This is a genomic window from Stenotrophomonas sp. YJH_SMC_135 (assembly GCF_059372355.1).
This window is the reverse complement of record NZ_JCAFVN010000002.1, coordinates 641,425-656,111: the sequence shown is the minus strand read 5'-3', so window position 1 is coordinate 656,111 and position 14,687 is coordinate 641,425. Positions and strand designations below refer to the sequence as shown.

Genomic DNA, 14,687 nt, shown 5'->3' with positions numbered 1-14,687 from the left:
ATCAGTTCAGGCGCTGCCGATGGCGCGAGGCCAGCACCACGTCACCGTGCAGCAGCAGTACCGCCACGCGGATGAACTCCTCGATCTCCGACAGTGCTTCGTCGTCATCATCGCCACCCGCTTCGAAATCCTCGCTGGAGGCGCGTGCCAGGCTGGCCATGTCGGTCAGCGCTTCTTCACCCTCTTCGGACAAGGTCGGGCGACGGCCGCCGCTGCCCAGGCCGAAACCACCCAGGAACGAGCGGGTCCAGCTGAACATGGCATCGGCCTGCGCGGACACATCGTCGCCGTCTGTCAGCAGCAGTTCGAAGGCGAAGTCGCGGTCTTCCAGCTGCTTGATGGTCGCCTGCAGCAGCTGCCCCAGCACGCTGTCGGCAGCCACCGGCGGCAGGTTGTCGTCGGCCAGCACCCGTGCCGGCCAGTCGTTGCCGGGGGCGCCACCGGCGGCCAGCCAGCCACACAGCGCACCGTGCAGCTCGGCAGCGGTAGCGCCCAGGCCCAGTTCCTGGCTGGCGCGGGTAACGTCGTCGACGGAGGGAAGTTCGGTCATCGTGCGGCTCGTTCGGAGAAGGAAACCCGGGGCGCGCACGCGCGCGCCCGTGAGACCCCGTAGTGTAGCAACCCGGCGGCGTCCTCTCTGCGGCCGCCAGGCCTTGCTGCGACAACGCTTGACCGCCCTTGCCCGGCTTGCCTATCGTGCCCGCATGGAACCCGCCGATCCCCTTGCCCAGCTGCAGGACTTCGCCGCCCGCGTGGAAGCGTTGCTCGAACGCAACCAGCGCCTGGCCGAGGAGAACCGCAGCCTGCGCCACCAGCAGGAACAGCTGGTGGCCGAGCGTTCCACGCTGCTGGCCAAGAACGAGCAGGCACGCTCGCGGGTGGAAGCAATGATCAGCCGGCTCAAATCCCTGGAGCAGCACACATGAGCGCCGAACCGGTCAGTGTCCGCATCCTCGATCGTGAATACACGGTGGGTGTCGGCGGCGATGAACGCGACAGCCTGATGGCCGCCGCGCGCCTGCTCGATGCGCGCATGCGCGAAATCCGCGGCAGCAACCGCATGGCCGCCGTCGACCGCGTCGCCGTGCTGGCCGCACTGAACCTGGCCCACGAACTGCAGCTGCTGCGCGACGAGAACGCCCGCCAGGCCGTGGCCCTGCAGCAGACGCTGGCCGACCTGAACAGGCGCCTCGACCGCGCGATCGACGGCACCCCCTAGAAAAAGGGGACGGAGGGGATTAAGGCGCATTCGCCCCATCCGTGCCGGAAACGTCTTAATCCCCTCCGTCCCCTTTTCGCATATCTGAATTGGCACGGACTGTTGCCGACGAACGGCCTTTCCAGATCCTGCATGCTGGCTATAATGGCCACGCGTTCTCTGCGGTACTCGACGGCATGTGCAAACATTCGCCTTGTCCCTTAAGAACGACACCGGGAGCGCGACAGCGCCGGGAGTGCAGGTCCGCCTTGTAGCGGGAAGCCCGATGGTTCTCCAGCGTTCCCACTTGAGCCCCCGGGTTCAAGGTCGTTTCGCATGCATCGACATTGCGGAGAATGCAATATTCCAGCAAGGGCGGCGTCTTCGGGCGTCGCCCTTGTTCTTTCCGGCACAATGGCGGCTGATCCTTGCCGCACGCTGCCATGACCGACCCGCGCCGGGCCCTGCGCCACGACCTGCGGCAACGCCGCCGCGACCTTTCCGCCGGTGAGCGCATTGCTGCCGCCGAATCCCTTGCCGATGCCCTGCTCGCCCTGCCGTTCGCCCCGCGCGAAGGCGCCGTGGCCGGCTACTGGGCGCTGGATGGCGAAATCGCCCTGCACCGCTGGCAGCTGCAACTGCCCGAAGGCCTCACCTACTGCCTGCCGGTGCTGGCCGGCGAGGTGCTGCGCTTCGCGCCGTGGCGGCCGGGACAGGCGCTGACCAGCAACCGCTACGGCATTCCCGAACCGGACGTAGCGCTGGACGATACGCTGGAACCGGCGCAGATGGCGCTGGTGGTGGCCCCGCTGGTGGGCTTCGACGCACAGTGCCGGCGGCTGGGCATGGGGGGCGGCTGGTATGATCGCAGCTTCGCCTTCCGCCATGACCGGCCGGCGCCGCCCTGGCTGGTCGGTGCTGCGTTCGCGGTGCAGCAGGTCGAGTCCTTGCCGGTGGCGTCGTGGGACGTGCCGGTGGATGCGATCTGCACCGAAGACGGCACCCTGTTCCCCTCCGCTGCCCCCGTGAACGCATGACCGCCCGCAAGCGCTACTGGCTGATGAAGTCCGAACCGGACGCCTTCTCCATCGATGACCTGGCCAAGGTCAAGGTCGAACCCTGGAACGGGGTGCGCAACTACCAGGCGCGCAACTTCATGCGCGATGGCATGCAGGTGGGCGACGGCATCCTGTTCTACCACTCCAATACCAAGGTGCCGGGCATCGTCGGCCTGGCCACGGTGGCCAGCACCGCCTATCCGGACGACACCCAGTTCGATCCAAAATCCGACTACTACGACCCCAAGAGCACGCGCGAGAACCCGCGCTGGATGCTGGTGGACGTGGCCTTCGACCGCAAGCTGAAGCAGGTGATCGCGCTGGACGAGATCAAGCTGCACGCCGAGGAACTGGGCGAAGGCTTCCCGCTGGTTGCCAAGGGCAACCGCCTGTCGGTGTTCCCGGTGACCGCCGCGCAGTGGAAGCTGCTGCTGTCGCTGGAAAAGAAATCCTGATTCCCTGCCTGAGAGTTCTCCCATGTCCGAAGCCAAGCGCCTGGCCGCCGAGAAAGCCATCGAATACGTCGAAGACGGCATGATCGTCGGTGTCGGCACCGGTTCCACCGTGGCCTATTTCATCGATGCCCTGGCCCGCATCCAGCACCGCATCAAGGGCGCCGTGTCCAGCTCCGAGCAGAGCACCGCGCGCCTGAAGCAGCACGGCATCGAAGTGATCGAGCTGAACCACAGCGGCAACCTGTCGCTGTACGTGGACGGCGCCGATGAGTGCGATCCGAACAAGTGCCTGATCAAGGGCGGCGGCGCCGCACTGACCCGCGAGAAGATCATCGCCGAGGCCAGCGAGCGCTTCATCTGCATCGTCGACCCGAGCAAGCAGGTGCCGGTGCTGGGCAGGTTCCCGCTGCCGGTGGAAGTGATCCCGATGGCGCGCAGCCTGGTCGCCCGCCAGATCCGCGACATGACCGGCGGCCAGCCGACCTGGCGCGAAGGCGTGGTCACCGACAATGGCAACCAGATCCTGGACATCCACAACCTGCAGATCACCGATCCGGAAAAGCTGGAGCGCGAGCTCAACCAACTGCCGGGCGTGGTCTGCGTGGGCCTGTTCGCGCGCCGTCGCGCCGACGTGGTGATCGTCGGCGGCGAGCCGCCGGTCGTGCTCTGACCCTTCCGAAGGATCCTGACGATGTCGCTGTTGCGTTCGCTGCTGATGCTTCCGCTGCTGGCCCTGGCCGGCTGTGCCACCGACGCGGCCCGCCATTGGGTCGAACTGGATGGCGCCCGCTACCAGGTGGAGCTGGCCACCAACGATGAAACCCGCGCGCGCGGGCTGATGTTCCGCGACCAGATGGCGGCCGACCACGGCATGCTGTTCATCCACGACCGCGAAGAAATGCAGGCGTACTGGATGAAGAACACCAGGATCGCGCTGGACATCCTGTACTTCGACAGCCAGCGCAGGCTGGTCAGCCAGCAGCGCGACGTACCGCCGTGCTCGGCCGGCGACATGTGCCCGCCCTACCCCAGCGGTGGCCCGGCGCGCTACGTGCTGGAACTCAACGCCGGCCAGGCCGAGAAGCTGCAGTTGAAGGACGGCACGGAGCTGAAATTCGGCCCGGGCATCGAAAAGTAAGGTACGGCCGGGCTGCGCCCGGCACCCGCAGTAGTGCCGGCCGCTGGCCGGCAACCCTGCAGGGGTCAGATCCCTTTCGCACGCGAAAGGGATCTGACCCCTGCATTTTTCACGCGGCACCGCTTGAAACGGCCTGCGAATGACGCCAGTCTGTGGCCATGCAGGACCGGATCACACTCCCCGACTGGGATGCACTGGCCGACCTCGAAGACGAGGCGCTGCCACTGTTGCCGACCGCGCTGCTGATCGCGCGCGATGAATACCCCGATCTGCAGCCGTCGACCTACGATGCGCTGATCCAGAGCCACGTCGACCACCTCCGCTCGGAAGTGGAGAGCATCGACAACAGTCCATTGAAGATGGCGGCGATCAACCGCCACCTGTTCGACGAGCTGGGCTACAGCGGCGACCACGACGAGTATTACGACCCGCGCAACAGCTACCTCAACCAGGTATTCGAGCGCCGGCTGGGCAACCCGATCTCGCTGGCGCTGGTGCAGATGGAAGTCGCGCGACGGCTGGGCATTCCGCTCGACGGCGTGTCCTTCCCCGGCCACTTCCTGGTGCGCCTGCCGGTGGACGACGGCGTGCTGGTGATGGACCCGTTCAATGGTGGTCGCCCGCTGGACGTGGACGAACTGCGCGAACGCGCCAAGTCACACCTGGGCGGGCAGATGCCCGACGACCAGGTGCTGGCGCAGATTCTGGACCCGGCGCCGGCGCGCGCGATCCTGATGCGCATGCTGCGCAACCTGCACGGCGTGTATGCCGAGGCCGGCGAATGGGACCGCGCCGCGCGCAGTGCCGACCGCCTGCTGAAGCTCGCCCCGGAGCAGGACGATGCGCTGCGTGACCGCGGCCTGGCCTACCTGCAACTGGAGTACCTGGCCGGTGCCCGCCACGACCTGGGGCAGTACCTGAAGCGCAACCCGGAAGCCAGTGATGCGCAGTGGCTGCGCGAGAAGCTGATCGACCTCGGCGGACCGATGCCGCGGCTGCATTGAGGGTGCCGGGGTGTGGACCAACGGTCCACACCTACCCTCATCAATCGACCTCGACCATCTCGAAATCGGCCTTGGTGACCCCGCAGTCCGGGCAGGTCCAGGTCTCCGGAATGTCCTCCCAGCGCGTCCCCGGCGCGATGCCCTCCTCCGGCAGGCCCTCCGCTTCGTTGTACAGGAAGCCGCAGACCACGCACATCCAGGTGCGCAAGGTGGTGGGGGTGGCATCGCTCATCGGATAATCAGGGCTGGATTCACGGGCCGCCATTGTCCCATCGCGGTCCACTCACCGGTAGCCATCGATGACTTCTGCTTCCCCGGCGCCCCGCGGCGTCTACCTGATCACCCCGGACGAGCCCGATACCGCACGCCTGCTGGCCCGTACCGCGCCGCTGCTGGCCGCTGGCGCCACCTGGCTGCAGTACCGCAACAAGACCGCCAGTGACGCGCTGCGGCGGGAGCAGGCCACCGCCCTGCAGGCGCTGTGCGCGGAACACGGCGTGCCGCTGATCGTCAACGACGACCCGGCGCTGGCCAAAGCCGTTGGCGCGGCGGGGGTGCACCTCGGCGGCACCGACGGTGACATCCCCAGCGCACGCGCCCTGCTCGGTGCCGAGGCCATCATCGGCGCCTCCTGCTACGACCAGCTTGCCAATGCAGAGAAGGCCGTGGCCGCCGGCGCCAGCTACGTGGCCTTCGGCGCGTTCTTCCCGACCAGGACCAAGGTCACCAGCAGCCGCGCGCATACCGACCTGCTGCGGCAAAGCGCCGCACTGGGCGTGCCGCGGGTGGCGATCGGCGGCCTGACGCCGGACAATGTCGGTCCCATCATCGACGCCGGCGCCGATCTGGTCGCCGTGGTCAGCAGCGTGTTCGCCGCCGAAGACCCGGTCGCGACCCAGCGCGCCTACCTCGCCCAGTTCGCGTAACGCCCAGGAAAGCCCCATGAACCACGACCAGTCCCACGCCCTGTTCTCCCGCGCCCAGCAACTGCTGCCGGGCGGCGTCAATTCGCCGGTACGCGCGTTCAAATCGGTCGGTGGCGAACCGTTCTTCGTCGAGCGCGCCGACGGCGCCTACCTGTACGACGTCGACGGCAACCGCTACATCGACTACGTCGGTTCCTGGGGCCCGATGATCGTCGGCCACAACCACCCGGCCGTGCGCCAGGCGGTGAAGAAGGCGATCGACAACGGCCTGTCCTTCGGCGCGCCGTGCGCAGCCGAAGTGACCATGGCCGAGACCATCACCCGCCTGGTGCCGTCGTGCGAGATGGTGCGCATGGTCAACTCCGGCACCGAGGCCACGCTGTCGGCGATCCGCCTGGCGCGTGGTGCGACCGGCCGCAACCGCATCGTGAAGTTCGAAGGCTGCTATCACGGCCATGGCGACTCGTTCCTGGTCAAGGCCGGCAGCGGCATGCTGACCCTGGGCGTGCCGACCTCGCCGGGCGTCCCGGCCGGGCTGAGCGAACTGACCCTGACCCTGCCCTACAACGATTTCGAAGCGGCCACTGCGCTGTTCGCGCAGCAGGGTGACGACATTGCCGGCCTGATCATCGAGCCGGTGGTCGGCAACGCCAACTGCATCCCGCCGCGCGAGGGCTACCTGCAGCACCTGCGCGAACTGTGCACGAAGCATGGCGCGCTGCTGATCTTCGACGAGGTGATGACCGGCTTCCGCGTCGCCCTCGGCGGCGCACAGGCGCACTACGGCATCACCCCGGACCTGACCACCTTCGGCAAGATCATTGGCGGCGGCATGCCGGTCGGGGCCTACGGCGGCCGCCGCGAGCTGATGCAGCAGATCGCCCCGGCCGGCCCGATCTACCAGGCAGGTACGCTGAGCGGCAACCCGGTGGCGATGGCCGCCGGTCTGGCGATGCTGGAACTGATCCAGCAGCCGGGCTTCCACGCCGACCTGGCCGAGCGCACCGCGCGCCTGTGTGCCGGCCTGGAAGCGGCCGCCGCCGAAGCCGGCGTGGCCGTGACCACCACCCGCGTGGGCGCGATGTTCGGGCTGTTCTTCACCAGCGAGAAGGTGGAGACCTATGCGCAGGCCACTGCCTGTGACATCCCGGCGTTCAACCGCTTCTTCCATGCGATGCTGGACCAGGGCGTGTTCCTGGCGCCGTCGGCGTACGAAGCCGGTTTCCTGTCCAGCGCGCACGACGATGCGGTGATCGAGGCCACCCTCGCCGCTGCACGCGTGGCGTTCAAGGCCACCAAGGGCTGATCGCAAAAAGGGGACGGAGGGGATTAAGTCGTTTGTGCACAAACGACTTAATCCCCTCCGTCCCCTTTTTTTCTAACCGAAGAGGAACTTGCCCTTCATCATCGCGAAGTGGCCGGGGAACGAACAGAAGAAGGTGTAGTCGCCACCTTTCTGCAGGCCCTGGGTAGAGAAACGCACGCGCGTGGTCTCGCCGCCGCCGATCACCTTGGTGTGCGCCAGCACGCGCTTGTCGGCCTTCGGCAGGTAGCTGTCAGCCAGGGTCATGCGCATGCCCGCCATCGCCACCGGCTGGTAATCAGCGCTGCGGGTCAGCACCCAGTTGTGGCCCATCGCGGTGACCGCCAGCTTGCCGGTATGGCGCAGGGTCAGGTCCACGGCGGTGCAATCAGCGGCAACCTTGATCTCGCGGCTGCTGAAGCTCATCTGGTCGGTGCTGTCGATGCTCACCGCACACACCCGCGCCATCGCCGACGGCGCCAGCATCAGCGCACCCAGTCCCACTGCCACCCTCCAAGCCTTCATCATTGCATCTCCTGCGGATTCAAGCGCCATTCTAGGCAGCCCCCTGCGGCGCCGTCTGCGACCGTCTGTCGCATGCCAGCTCCAGGGTTTCCCGCGCACTCATCGCAATGGCATGCTCAGCCGATGCGGATCGACCTGTTGCTGCTGGATGTGGATGGCGTGCTGGTGCAGTACCAGCGCGGGCAACGCGTGCTGCATCTGGCCCGGACACTGCAGGTTCCGACGCACGCCGTACAGGCCGCGCTGTACGACAGCGGTCTGGAAGCAGCGCATGACAATGGCACGCTGGATGGCCCGGCCTATCTGGCGCAGCTGGGAGAGCTTCTGGGCACGACTGTCGATGTGGCTGCATGGACCGCGGCGCGACGGGCCGCCAGCCATCCTCAGGCGGCCGTGTTGCAACGATTGCAGGCCCTGCAACTGCCAATCGCGGTGCTGACCAACAACGGCGCGCTGATGCAGCAGGCATTGCCCACCCTGCTGCCGGAACTGTTTCCTGCCCTGCAGGCGCGCGTGTTCTGCAGTGCGGATTTCGGCCTGCGCAAACCTGCGCCGGCGGTGTTTCTGCGCACGCTGGAAGCACTAAACGTAGCGCCATCGCGCACGCTGTTCGTCGATGACCTGTTCGCCAATGTGCGTGGCGCGCGCGCTGCCGGCCTGCACGCGGAAACCGTGCGCGATGGCCGGGGATTGGGCAAGGTGTTGAAGCGTTACCGGATTGCGTGAACCACTATAGAGCCGAGCCCATGCTCGGCTGCTGTGGCCTGGCATCGCGATGAACCGAGCATAGGCTCGGCTCTACGGGCATTCCTCAGCAACGGGGTCAGAGCCCTCTCCGCAGGAGAGGGGTCCGACCCCGGCATGATGGCCTCAGCGCGCGGTGATGAACGCGGCAATCGCCGCGCGCAGGCGCTTCAGGCCTTCGGCCACTTCTTCGTCGGTGATGTTCAGCGACGGCACGAAGCGCAGCACGTCCGGGCCGGCCTGCAGGGTCAGTAGGCCCTGCTCGGCGGCGTGGTCGAGGATCGCACCGGCCTGGCCGGCGAAGTCCTTGCTCAGCACCGCGCCCAGCATCAGGCCACGACCACGCACGTCGCTGAACACACCGAACTCGTCGTTGATGCGGGCGAAGCCATCGCGCAGCGCCTTGGACTGGCGACTGACGTTGGCGGCGATCTCCGCCGAGGCCAGCTTGCGCAGCGCCACGCGGGCCACCGCAGCAGCCAGCGGGTTGCCACCAAAGGTGGTGCCGTGCGCGCCGAACTGCATGGTCTCGGCCACCTTCGGGCCGGCCAGCATCGCGCCGATCGGGAAGCCGCCACCGAGTGCCTTGGCCAGGGTAACCATGTCCGGCACCACGTCGTCCTGCCAGTGCGCGAACAGCGTGCCGGTGCGGCCCATGCCGGCCTGGATCTCGTCCAGCACCAGCAGTGCGTTGTGCTGGTCGCACAGTTCGCGCACGCGCTTGAGGAAACCGGACTTGGCCGGCATCACGCCGCCCTCGCCCTGGATCGGCTCCAGCATCACCGCCGCCACGTCGCCGGCGGCCATCGCGGTTTCCAGCTGTACTTCATCGTTGAAATCGATGTAGCGGAAGCCGCCGGGCAGCGGCTCGTAGCCTTCCTGGTACTTCGGCTGGGCAGTGGCGGTCACCGCGCCCAGGGTGCGGCCGTGGAAACTGCCACGGAAGGTGATGATCACCCGCTTGTCGGCCGGGCGGCCCTGGCTGGAGGCCCACTTGCGGACCATCTTGATCGCCACTTCGTTGGCTTCGGCGCCGGAGTTGCACAGGAACACGCGCTCGGCGAAGCGGCTGGCCTTCACCAGCTCCTCGGCCAGGTGCAGCGGCGGCGCACTGTAGAACACGTTGCTGGTGTGCCAGAGCTTGCCGGCCTGCTCGACCAGTGCGGCCACCAGGTCCGGATCGTTGTGGCCCAGGCCGCACACGGCGATGCCGGCAGCCAGGTCGATGAACTCACGGCCCTGGCTGTCCCACACGCGGGCGCCCTGGCCTCGCTCCAGTACCACCTGGCGGGGCTTGTAGACCGGCAGGTAATAGTGCGAAAGGGAGATCAGCGGATCGGTAGCGGCGGTCATGGCAGTCGGCAGGGTTCAGGAATCCCCATTCTCGCGCCGGAACCCCTGCGGCACAATGCGCCCATGCGACCGTTTTCTGCCCCCCAGCTGAACCCCGCCACCGAGACCGGCTGGCGCCGCCGGTGGTTCGACATCATCTACCGCCACGACTCGCGGCCCTCGCGCAATTTCGACCTGATCCTGGTAGTGGCGATCGTCGCCAGCATCCTGGTGGTGATGATCGACAGCGTGCAGCACCTGCATGCCGAATGGTCCACCGGCCTGTACATCCTGGAATGGGCTTTCACGATCATCTTCACCGCCGAGTACCTGCTGCGGCTGGCCGTGGTCAAGCGCCCGCTGCGTTACGCGGTGAGCATCTGGGGCATCATCGACCTGCTGTCGATCCTGCCCGCCTACCTGTCGATGTTCATCCCCGGCGCGCAGAGCCTGCTGGTGGTACGCGCGCTGCGCATCCTGCGCGTGTTCCGCATCCTCAAGCTGACCCGCTACATCGAGGAAAGCGGCGTGCTGATGACGTCGCTGTGGCGCAGCAGGCGCAAGGTGCTGGTGTTCCTGTTCACGGTGATCACCATCACCATCATCGCCGGCGCGCTGATGTACGTGATCGAGGGCCCCGAACACGGCTTCACCAACATCCCGGCCAGCATGTACTGGGCGGTGGTGACCATGGCCACGGTCGGCTTCGGCGACATCGTGCCGCAGACCGTGCTTGGCCGCTTCGTCACGTCGGTGCTGATCCTGATCGGCTACAGCATCATCGCCGTGCCCACCGGCATCTACACCGCGGAGCTGGCCAGCACCATGCGCGAAGCCGAGCTGGCCGCGCGCCGCGATGCGCGTGGCTGCCCGCACTGCGGGCTGGAAGGCCACGAGCCGGATGCCCGGCATTGCCGCAAGTGCGGCGGCGAACTGCCGGATGCGTTCAGTCATTGATGCGAGCGCCGGCGATGTACACCGGCGCTCGCTGATCACGCCATGAGCGGGAGCGCTACTGGCGGTTGCTCTGGAAAACGAGCGAGTTGTATTCCTGCATCAGCTTGCTGGCAGAGCCACGCGGCGCCATCGAAGGCGAATCCAGCATGCGCCGTTCGAAATCGCTGTAAGGCTTTTTCTCGCTGACGCGCTGCAGCCGCTCCTTGCCTTCGCGACGGAAGTTCTCGGCTTCACGCTCGAAGCTGTTCCAGTCCAGCTTGCCCGGCTCCTGATCAGCCACCTTCGCATGCGCTTCGTCGGAAATGCGGTTGAACGCATCCAGGCGCTCGCGCGCCTTGGCCTGATCGAAGTCATCCTCACTCATCAGATCCATGATGGCCTTGGCTTCCAGCATCATTGCCAGACGGTAGTACTCGCGCGTGCGTCCCTCGGCCTGTTCCAATACCTTGAGCTGCTCGCGCTGGGCGGCGTCGTTCTGGCGCTCCAGCTCGGCGTTGAACGTTTCGCTGGCAGTCACGAACTCCTTGAAGGCGGCCATCAAGGGCGCGTGCAGCTGCTTTCCCTTGGCGAACTGGTCGTCTTCGTAGTCCTGGCGATCGTAATAGTCGTGCGCGTCCTTGCTGAGCGGCACCAGTGCCTTCAGCGCCTGCTGGTAATGGCCAGCAGCGGCATCGAGCTCAGCCAGCGCCGGCTTGGCAGCCATCGCCTCGGTCACGGGGCCATCGCACTGCTTCATGTCGTAATCGCTGATCTCGAACGGACCGTACACCTGGGTCTCGCGCCCGCTCGGGCCGGCCTCGACGTCCTTGATCCAGCGCGTATAGGACTCGATGCTGCCGTGGGTCTTCGAATCAAGCGTGTTGAAGCAGCCGATGTAGGCGTTGAGCTTGGCGGTCAACTGCTGCTGTGCGTCGGACGGCGCCGCGCTGGCGTCGGGCGTGCTGGAAGGGCCGGCGTCGCCAGTGGTTGCGGGTGCCTTGCCGCCGCAGGCAGCCAGGACAATCGACAGCGAAGCGGCCAGCGCCGCGACGGAAAGAGTGCGTGACATGGGTTCACGTCCTTGTTGAAAACGATTACAGCCTCGCATTCTAGCGCAGCAGGCCGAAGGTCGCAGCCCTCGGCCTCTGCCGGCGACGCGCGATCACTCCAGGAACAGATCCGGCAGCAACGGACGCGATGGATCCACCGCATAGCCGGACAGATCGGTGATACCCGCCTGTGCCAGCACGTCATCGTCGATCAGGAACTGGCCGTGGAAACCCGCCGCCTCGCGCACCAGCACCGCGTGCGCAGCATCGGCCATGATCTGCGGCGTGCGGCAGCCGGCCGCATCGACGCCCGGAATCATGTTGATCGCATCGGTGGCGATCACCGTGCGCGGCCACAGCGCGTTCACCGCCACACCCTGCGGGCCGAATTCCGCGGCCAGGCCGAGCGTGACGAAGCTCATGCCCATCTTCGCCAGCGTGTAGCCGGTATGCGCGCCCCACCACTTCGGTTCCAGGCTCGGCGGCGGCGCGAGAGTGAGGATGTGCGGGTTCGGCGCCTGCAGCAGGTACGGCAGGCAGGCCTGCGCGCACAGGAAGCTGCCGCGCGAATTGACCTGCTGCATCAGGTCGAAGCGCTTCATCGGCGTATCCAGCGTGCCACGCAGCCAGATCGCGCTGGCATTGTTGACCAGGATGTCGATGCCACCGAAGGTGTCGACCGTGGCCGCAACTGCGGCGTGTACCTGCTCCTCCTCGCGGATGTCGCACTTCAGCGCCAGCCCCTGGCCGCCCGCTGCTGTTACCGCTTCGGCCGCGGTATGGATGGTGCCTGGCAGCTTCGGATTCGGCACCGACGACTTGGCCGCAATGGCCACGTTGGCGCCGTCGCGCGCAGCGCGCAGTGCGATGGCCAGGCCGATGCCACGCGAGGCACCGGTGATGAAAAGCGTTTTGCCCTGCAGACTGCCCACGTCCCACACTCCAGCGTATGCAATGAGCCGCTAGTATGCCGCGCCGACGTGGAGTTCACCCGGCCTTGACGATACTTGGGCCTCCAGACAACACACGAGGTCCACGCCATGCGCCGTTCCCGCCTGTTGCTGCCTGCCCTGGGGCTTGCCCTGCTGACCGCCTGCCAGGGCCGTTCGCCGGAACCGGGCAAGGAGCCACCTGCCGGTGACACGCCCAGCGCAGAGAAGGCCGCCGCCGACGGCAAGCTGCGCTGGAGCGAGGCCGTGGTGTGGGATGGCGACCTCAACGCCTGCCGCCAGGGCGAGAACGCCGCCACGCGTGATTGCCTGCGCGATGCGATGCGCGCCGGCGGCGCCAGCGCCGATGCGATCACCGCCGCCGAACAGCTGTCCACCGGGGGCGAGCTGGCCTACGTGACGGCCTGGCACGAGAACGAAGGCCTGGGCATTGCGACGGTCGAGTATCCGTTCCGCGCCAACACCAACGAGGGCACCCGCCTGGTCGACGCCACCGGCAAGCGCATCGATGTGGATGCCGTGCAGCTGGACGACACCCTGCGTGCCGACCCCGCCGTGCAGGCCCTGCTGAAGGACCACCCGCAGGCCACGCCGTTCGCACCGGCGCAGTCGGCCGGGGCCACGCCGCTGGAGAACGGTGGCGTCCGCCTGCTGTACCGCACGCCGCTGCGCGACTGCCACGCCTGCCCGGATGTGGGCCAGCTGCAGATCGCGTACGACTTCGACGCCAAGCGCAACTTCATTGGCCAGCAGGTGGTGCCGGCGACGCCGTAAGGTCACCGGCGCCTGTAGCGCCGGGCCATGCTCGGCCCATTGAATGCAGCCGAGCATGGCTCGGCGCTACATCAAGGTCGACAGCGGGCGCACCCGCGCATGGCGTGGATCTACCGGTACCCCTGCACCTGCTTCCTCAGCAGATGCGGCACGATCAGCCGATGCACGGGTGCAACCGGCAGCATGTACACGCGCCCGAACGCGTTGTGCGTATGGACCACCGTCGCCACTTCCAGCACATCGCCCTGCCACTGCAGGGCCAGCTGCACACGCAGGTGGCGGTCGTCGTCTTCCAGCACGATGGCATCGTCATCCAGCGACTGCAGGGTGAAGATGCCCAGCCGTTGCCCCGGACGCGGCTGCGCGATGTCCTGCACCGCGCGCAACGAGCCCAGGTGCTTCATGCCGAGCAGGCGCATGCCGCGATTGCGCAGCGCCATCAGCCCATCGAACCAGCCGGGAATGGTCGCCGCCATGTCGCGATAGGCCTGCAAGGCCGAGCGCCCATCGCGACGGGTGGTCGTCTGGCAGGCGTGCACGAAGTCGGCACCGGCCAGCTGTGGGCGCAGGATGCTGCCCGCGCTCGGCGGGCCGGTCACCACCTGCGTACGGCTCACGGCTTCGGCCCCTGCCCCTCGTTGTCTTCCCAATGCAGGATGCGGCGGGTGACGAAGCGGTAGACCGGCTTGCCGGTGGCGAACCACAGCTCGCGCACCCAGGAGGTGCGCTTGAGCACCCGCTTTTCCACCGGGGTGAGCGACTCGCGGCAGTACATGCGCTTGTGCTTGAGCAGGTGGCGCAGGTCCTCACGGGCCAGCAGGCGCATCCAGCGCGAGCGCGGGTTGCCGATCACCGCCAGCTGGAAGTCGATCAGCGCCGGGCGGCCATCGTCGGTGACCAGCCAGTTGGCTTCCTTGGCCAGATCGTTGTGGGCCACGCCATTGCGATGCAGCTGCTGCAGCAGGCGACGCGCGGCGCGGAACCAGGCCAGGTCACCGCGAGGCGGACGCTGGTACATGGCGTCGCCGGCCATGAAGCTGCGGTCGAGATGACGTCCATCCCACGCCAGCAGCTGCGGCACATCGGCCATGCCGTGGATGTGGCGCAGTGCGCGTGCTTCACGGCGGGCCAGCCACCAGGCCGGCAGCCGCAACCACAGTGGTGTGGCGCCCAGATCACGGCGTACAAAGGAGCCGGCCGGCCCTTCCACAAGGAGGATGCGACCGAAGCTGTCGGCCTTCAGGGCGTGCGAGGGCGTGTCTGACGAATGCGGCATGTGCCCATTCTAGGCGATG

At 67.1% G+C, this 14,687-nt stretch carries 20 protein-coding genes and 1 other RNA gene; 13 read left to right on the top strand and 8 right to left on the bottom strand.

Translation table 11 applies throughout. From position 1 onward, the window contains the following. Nucleotide 1 precedes the first annotated feature (1 nt). Nucleotides 2-550 carry a YecA/YgfB family protein gene (locus tag AC5P98_RS09570; protein WP_014648288.1) on the bottom strand — a complete coding sequence of 183 codons (549 nt, stop codon included), beginning with the start codon at nt 548-550 and terminating at the stop codon, nt 2-4. 154 nt (nt 551-704) lie between these two features. Between AC5P98_RS09570 and AC5P98_RS09565 the strand changes: the two genes are divergently transcribed. From AC5P98_RS09565 to AC5P98_RS09530, 8 genes are all read left to right on the top strand, one after another. After that, nucleotides 705-926 carry a TIGR02449 family protein gene (locus AC5P98_RS09565; protein ID WP_005410898.1) on the top strand — a complete coding sequence of 74 codons (222 nt, stop codon included), beginning with the start codon at nt 705-707 and terminating at the stop codon, nt 924-926. After that, nucleotides 923-1,219, top strand: a complete 297-nt coding sequence (locus AC5P98_RS09560; RefSeq protein ID WP_005410899.1) for a cell division protein ZapA — start codon at nt 923-925, stop codon at nt 1,217-1,219. The genes AC5P98_RS09565 and AC5P98_RS09560 overlap by 4 nt, the downstream gene beginning before the upstream one ends. A gap of 153 nt (nt 1,220-1,372) precedes the next feature. Beyond that, nucleotides 1,373-1,558: non-coding RNA, 6S RNA (gene ssrS / locus AC5P98_RS09555), on the top strand. Between the two features lie 83 nt (nt 1,559-1,641). After that, nucleotides 1,642-2,235, top strand: a complete 594-nt coding sequence (locus tag AC5P98_RS09550; protein WP_049407012.1) for a 5-formyltetrahydrofolate cyclo-ligase — start codon at nt 1,642-1,644, stop codon at nt 2,233-2,235. Continuing rightward, the gene (locus AC5P98_RS09545) at nt 2,232-2,711 is read left to right on the top strand and encodes an EVE domain-containing protein (RefSeq protein ID WP_014648290.1); all 480 of its coding nucleotides are present in this window, start codon (nt 2,232-2,234) and stop codon (nt 2,709-2,711) included. The genes AC5P98_RS09550 and AC5P98_RS09545 overlap by 4 nt, the downstream gene beginning before the upstream one ends. 22 nt (nt 2,712-2,733) lie before the next feature. Beyond that, a complete protein-coding gene (rpiA, locus tag AC5P98_RS09540) occupies nt 2,734-3,381 on the top strand; it encodes a ribose-5-phosphate isomerase RpiA (protein WP_014648291.1) in 648 nt (215 codons plus the stop codon). Between the two features lie 21 nt (nt 3,382-3,402). Beyond that, a complete protein-coding gene (locus tag AC5P98_RS09535) occupies nt 3,403-3,849 on the top strand; it encodes a DUF192 domain-containing protein (RefSeq protein WP_014648292.1) in 447 nt (148 codons plus the stop codon). A gap of 158 nt (nt 3,850-4,007) precedes the next feature. Continuing rightward, a complete protein-coding gene (locus AC5P98_RS09530) occupies nt 4,008-4,853 on the top strand; it encodes a SirB1 family protein (protein WP_024957828.1) in 846 nt (281 codons plus the stop codon). Nucleotides 4,854-4,893: 40 nt separating this feature from the next. On the opposite strand, the gene AC5P98_RS09525 is transcribed toward AC5P98_RS09530, so the two are convergent. After that, on the bottom strand, nt 4,894-5,118 hold the full coding sequence (locus AC5P98_RS09525; RefSeq protein WP_075076014.1) for a rubredoxin: 225 nt from the start codon (nt 5,116-5,118) through the stop codon (nt 4,894-4,896). 34 nt (nt 5,119-5,152) lie between these two features. Between AC5P98_RS09525 and thiE the strand changes: the two genes are divergently transcribed. Then, nucleotides 5,153-5,779 carry a thiamine phosphate synthase gene (gene thiE, locus AC5P98_RS09520; RefSeq protein ID WP_049407021.1) on the top strand — a complete coding sequence of 209 codons (627 nt, stop codon included), beginning with the start codon at nt 5,153-5,155 and terminating at the stop codon, nt 5,777-5,779. Between the two features lie 16 nt (nt 5,780-5,795). After that, a complete protein-coding gene (gene hemL / locus AC5P98_RS09515) occupies nt 5,796-7,085 on the top strand; it encodes a glutamate-1-semialdehyde 2,1-aminomutase (protein WP_049407023.1) in 1,290 nt (429 codons plus the stop codon). A 72-nt stretch (nt 7,086-7,157) separates the two neighbouring features. Here the strand turns inward: hemL and azu are convergent, their stop codons facing one another. Beyond that, a complete protein-coding gene (gene azu / locus AC5P98_RS09510) occupies nt 7,158-7,607 on the bottom strand; it encodes an azurin (RefSeq protein WP_032956045.1) in 450 nt (149 codons plus the stop codon). 123 nt (nt 7,608-7,730) lie between these two features. On the opposite strand from azu, the gene AC5P98_RS09505 reads away from it, so the two are divergent. Then, a complete protein-coding gene (locus tag AC5P98_RS09505; RefSeq protein WP_049407672.1) occupies nt 7,731-8,333 on the top strand; it encodes an HAD-IA family hydrolase in 603 nt (200 codons plus the stop codon). Between the two features lie 144 nt (nt 8,334-8,477). Here AC5P98_RS09505 and AC5P98_RS09500 read toward each other — a convergent pair whose 3' ends face one another. Further along, nucleotides 8,478-9,704, bottom strand: a complete 1,227-nt coding sequence (locus tag AC5P98_RS09500; RefSeq protein ID WP_049407674.1) for an acetylornithine transaminase — start codon at nt 9,702-9,704, stop codon at nt 8,478-8,480. Between the two features lie 63 nt (nt 9,705-9,767). Between AC5P98_RS09500 and AC5P98_RS09495 the strand changes: the two genes are divergently transcribed. Further along, complete coding sequence (locus tag AC5P98_RS09495; protein ID WP_014648300.1) at nt 9,768-10,640, top strand: ion transporter; 873 nt, start codon at nt 9,768-9,770, stop codon at nt 10,638-10,640. Between the two features lie 55 nt (nt 10,641-10,695). On the opposite strand, the gene AC5P98_RS09490 is transcribed toward AC5P98_RS09495, so the two are convergent. Together AC5P98_RS09490 and AC5P98_RS09485 are read right to left on the bottom strand one after the other, a co-directional pair. Then, nucleotides 10,696-11,688 (bottom strand): YiiG family protein, encoded by a 993-nt coding sequence (locus AC5P98_RS09490; RefSeq protein WP_049407676.1) that lies wholly within the window; start codon nt 11,686-11,688, stop codon nt 10,696-10,698. A 93-nt stretch (nt 11,689-11,781) separates the two neighbouring features. Continuing rightward, a complete protein-coding gene (locus AC5P98_RS09485; protein WP_014648303.1) occupies nt 11,782-12,600 on the bottom strand; it encodes an SDR family oxidoreductase in 819 nt (272 codons plus the stop codon). A gap of 108 nt (nt 12,601-12,708) precedes the next feature. Here AC5P98_RS09485 and AC5P98_RS09480 point away from each other — a divergent pair, with 108 nt between their 5' ends. Next, nucleotides 12,709-13,392, top strand: a complete 684-nt coding sequence (locus AC5P98_RS09480) for a hypothetical protein (RefSeq protein WP_032956036.1) — start codon at nt 12,709-12,711, stop codon at nt 13,390-13,392. 110 nt (nt 13,393-13,502) lie between these two features. Here the strand turns inward: AC5P98_RS09480 and AC5P98_RS09475 are convergent, their stop codons facing one another. Next, nucleotides 13,503-14,009 (bottom strand): DUF2867 domain-containing protein, encoded by a 507-nt coding sequence (locus AC5P98_RS09475; protein WP_049407679.1) that lies wholly within the window; start codon nt 14,007-14,009, stop codon nt 13,503-13,505. Beyond that, nucleotides 14,006-14,668 carry a serine/threonine-protein kinase gene (locus tag AC5P98_RS09470; RefSeq protein WP_014648307.1) on the bottom strand — a complete coding sequence of 221 codons (663 nt, stop codon included), beginning with the start codon at nt 14,666-14,668 and terminating at the stop codon, nt 14,006-14,008. The genes AC5P98_RS09475 and AC5P98_RS09470 overlap by 4 nt, the downstream gene beginning before the upstream one ends. Between the last annotated feature and the right edge of the window lie 19 nt (nt 14,669-14,687).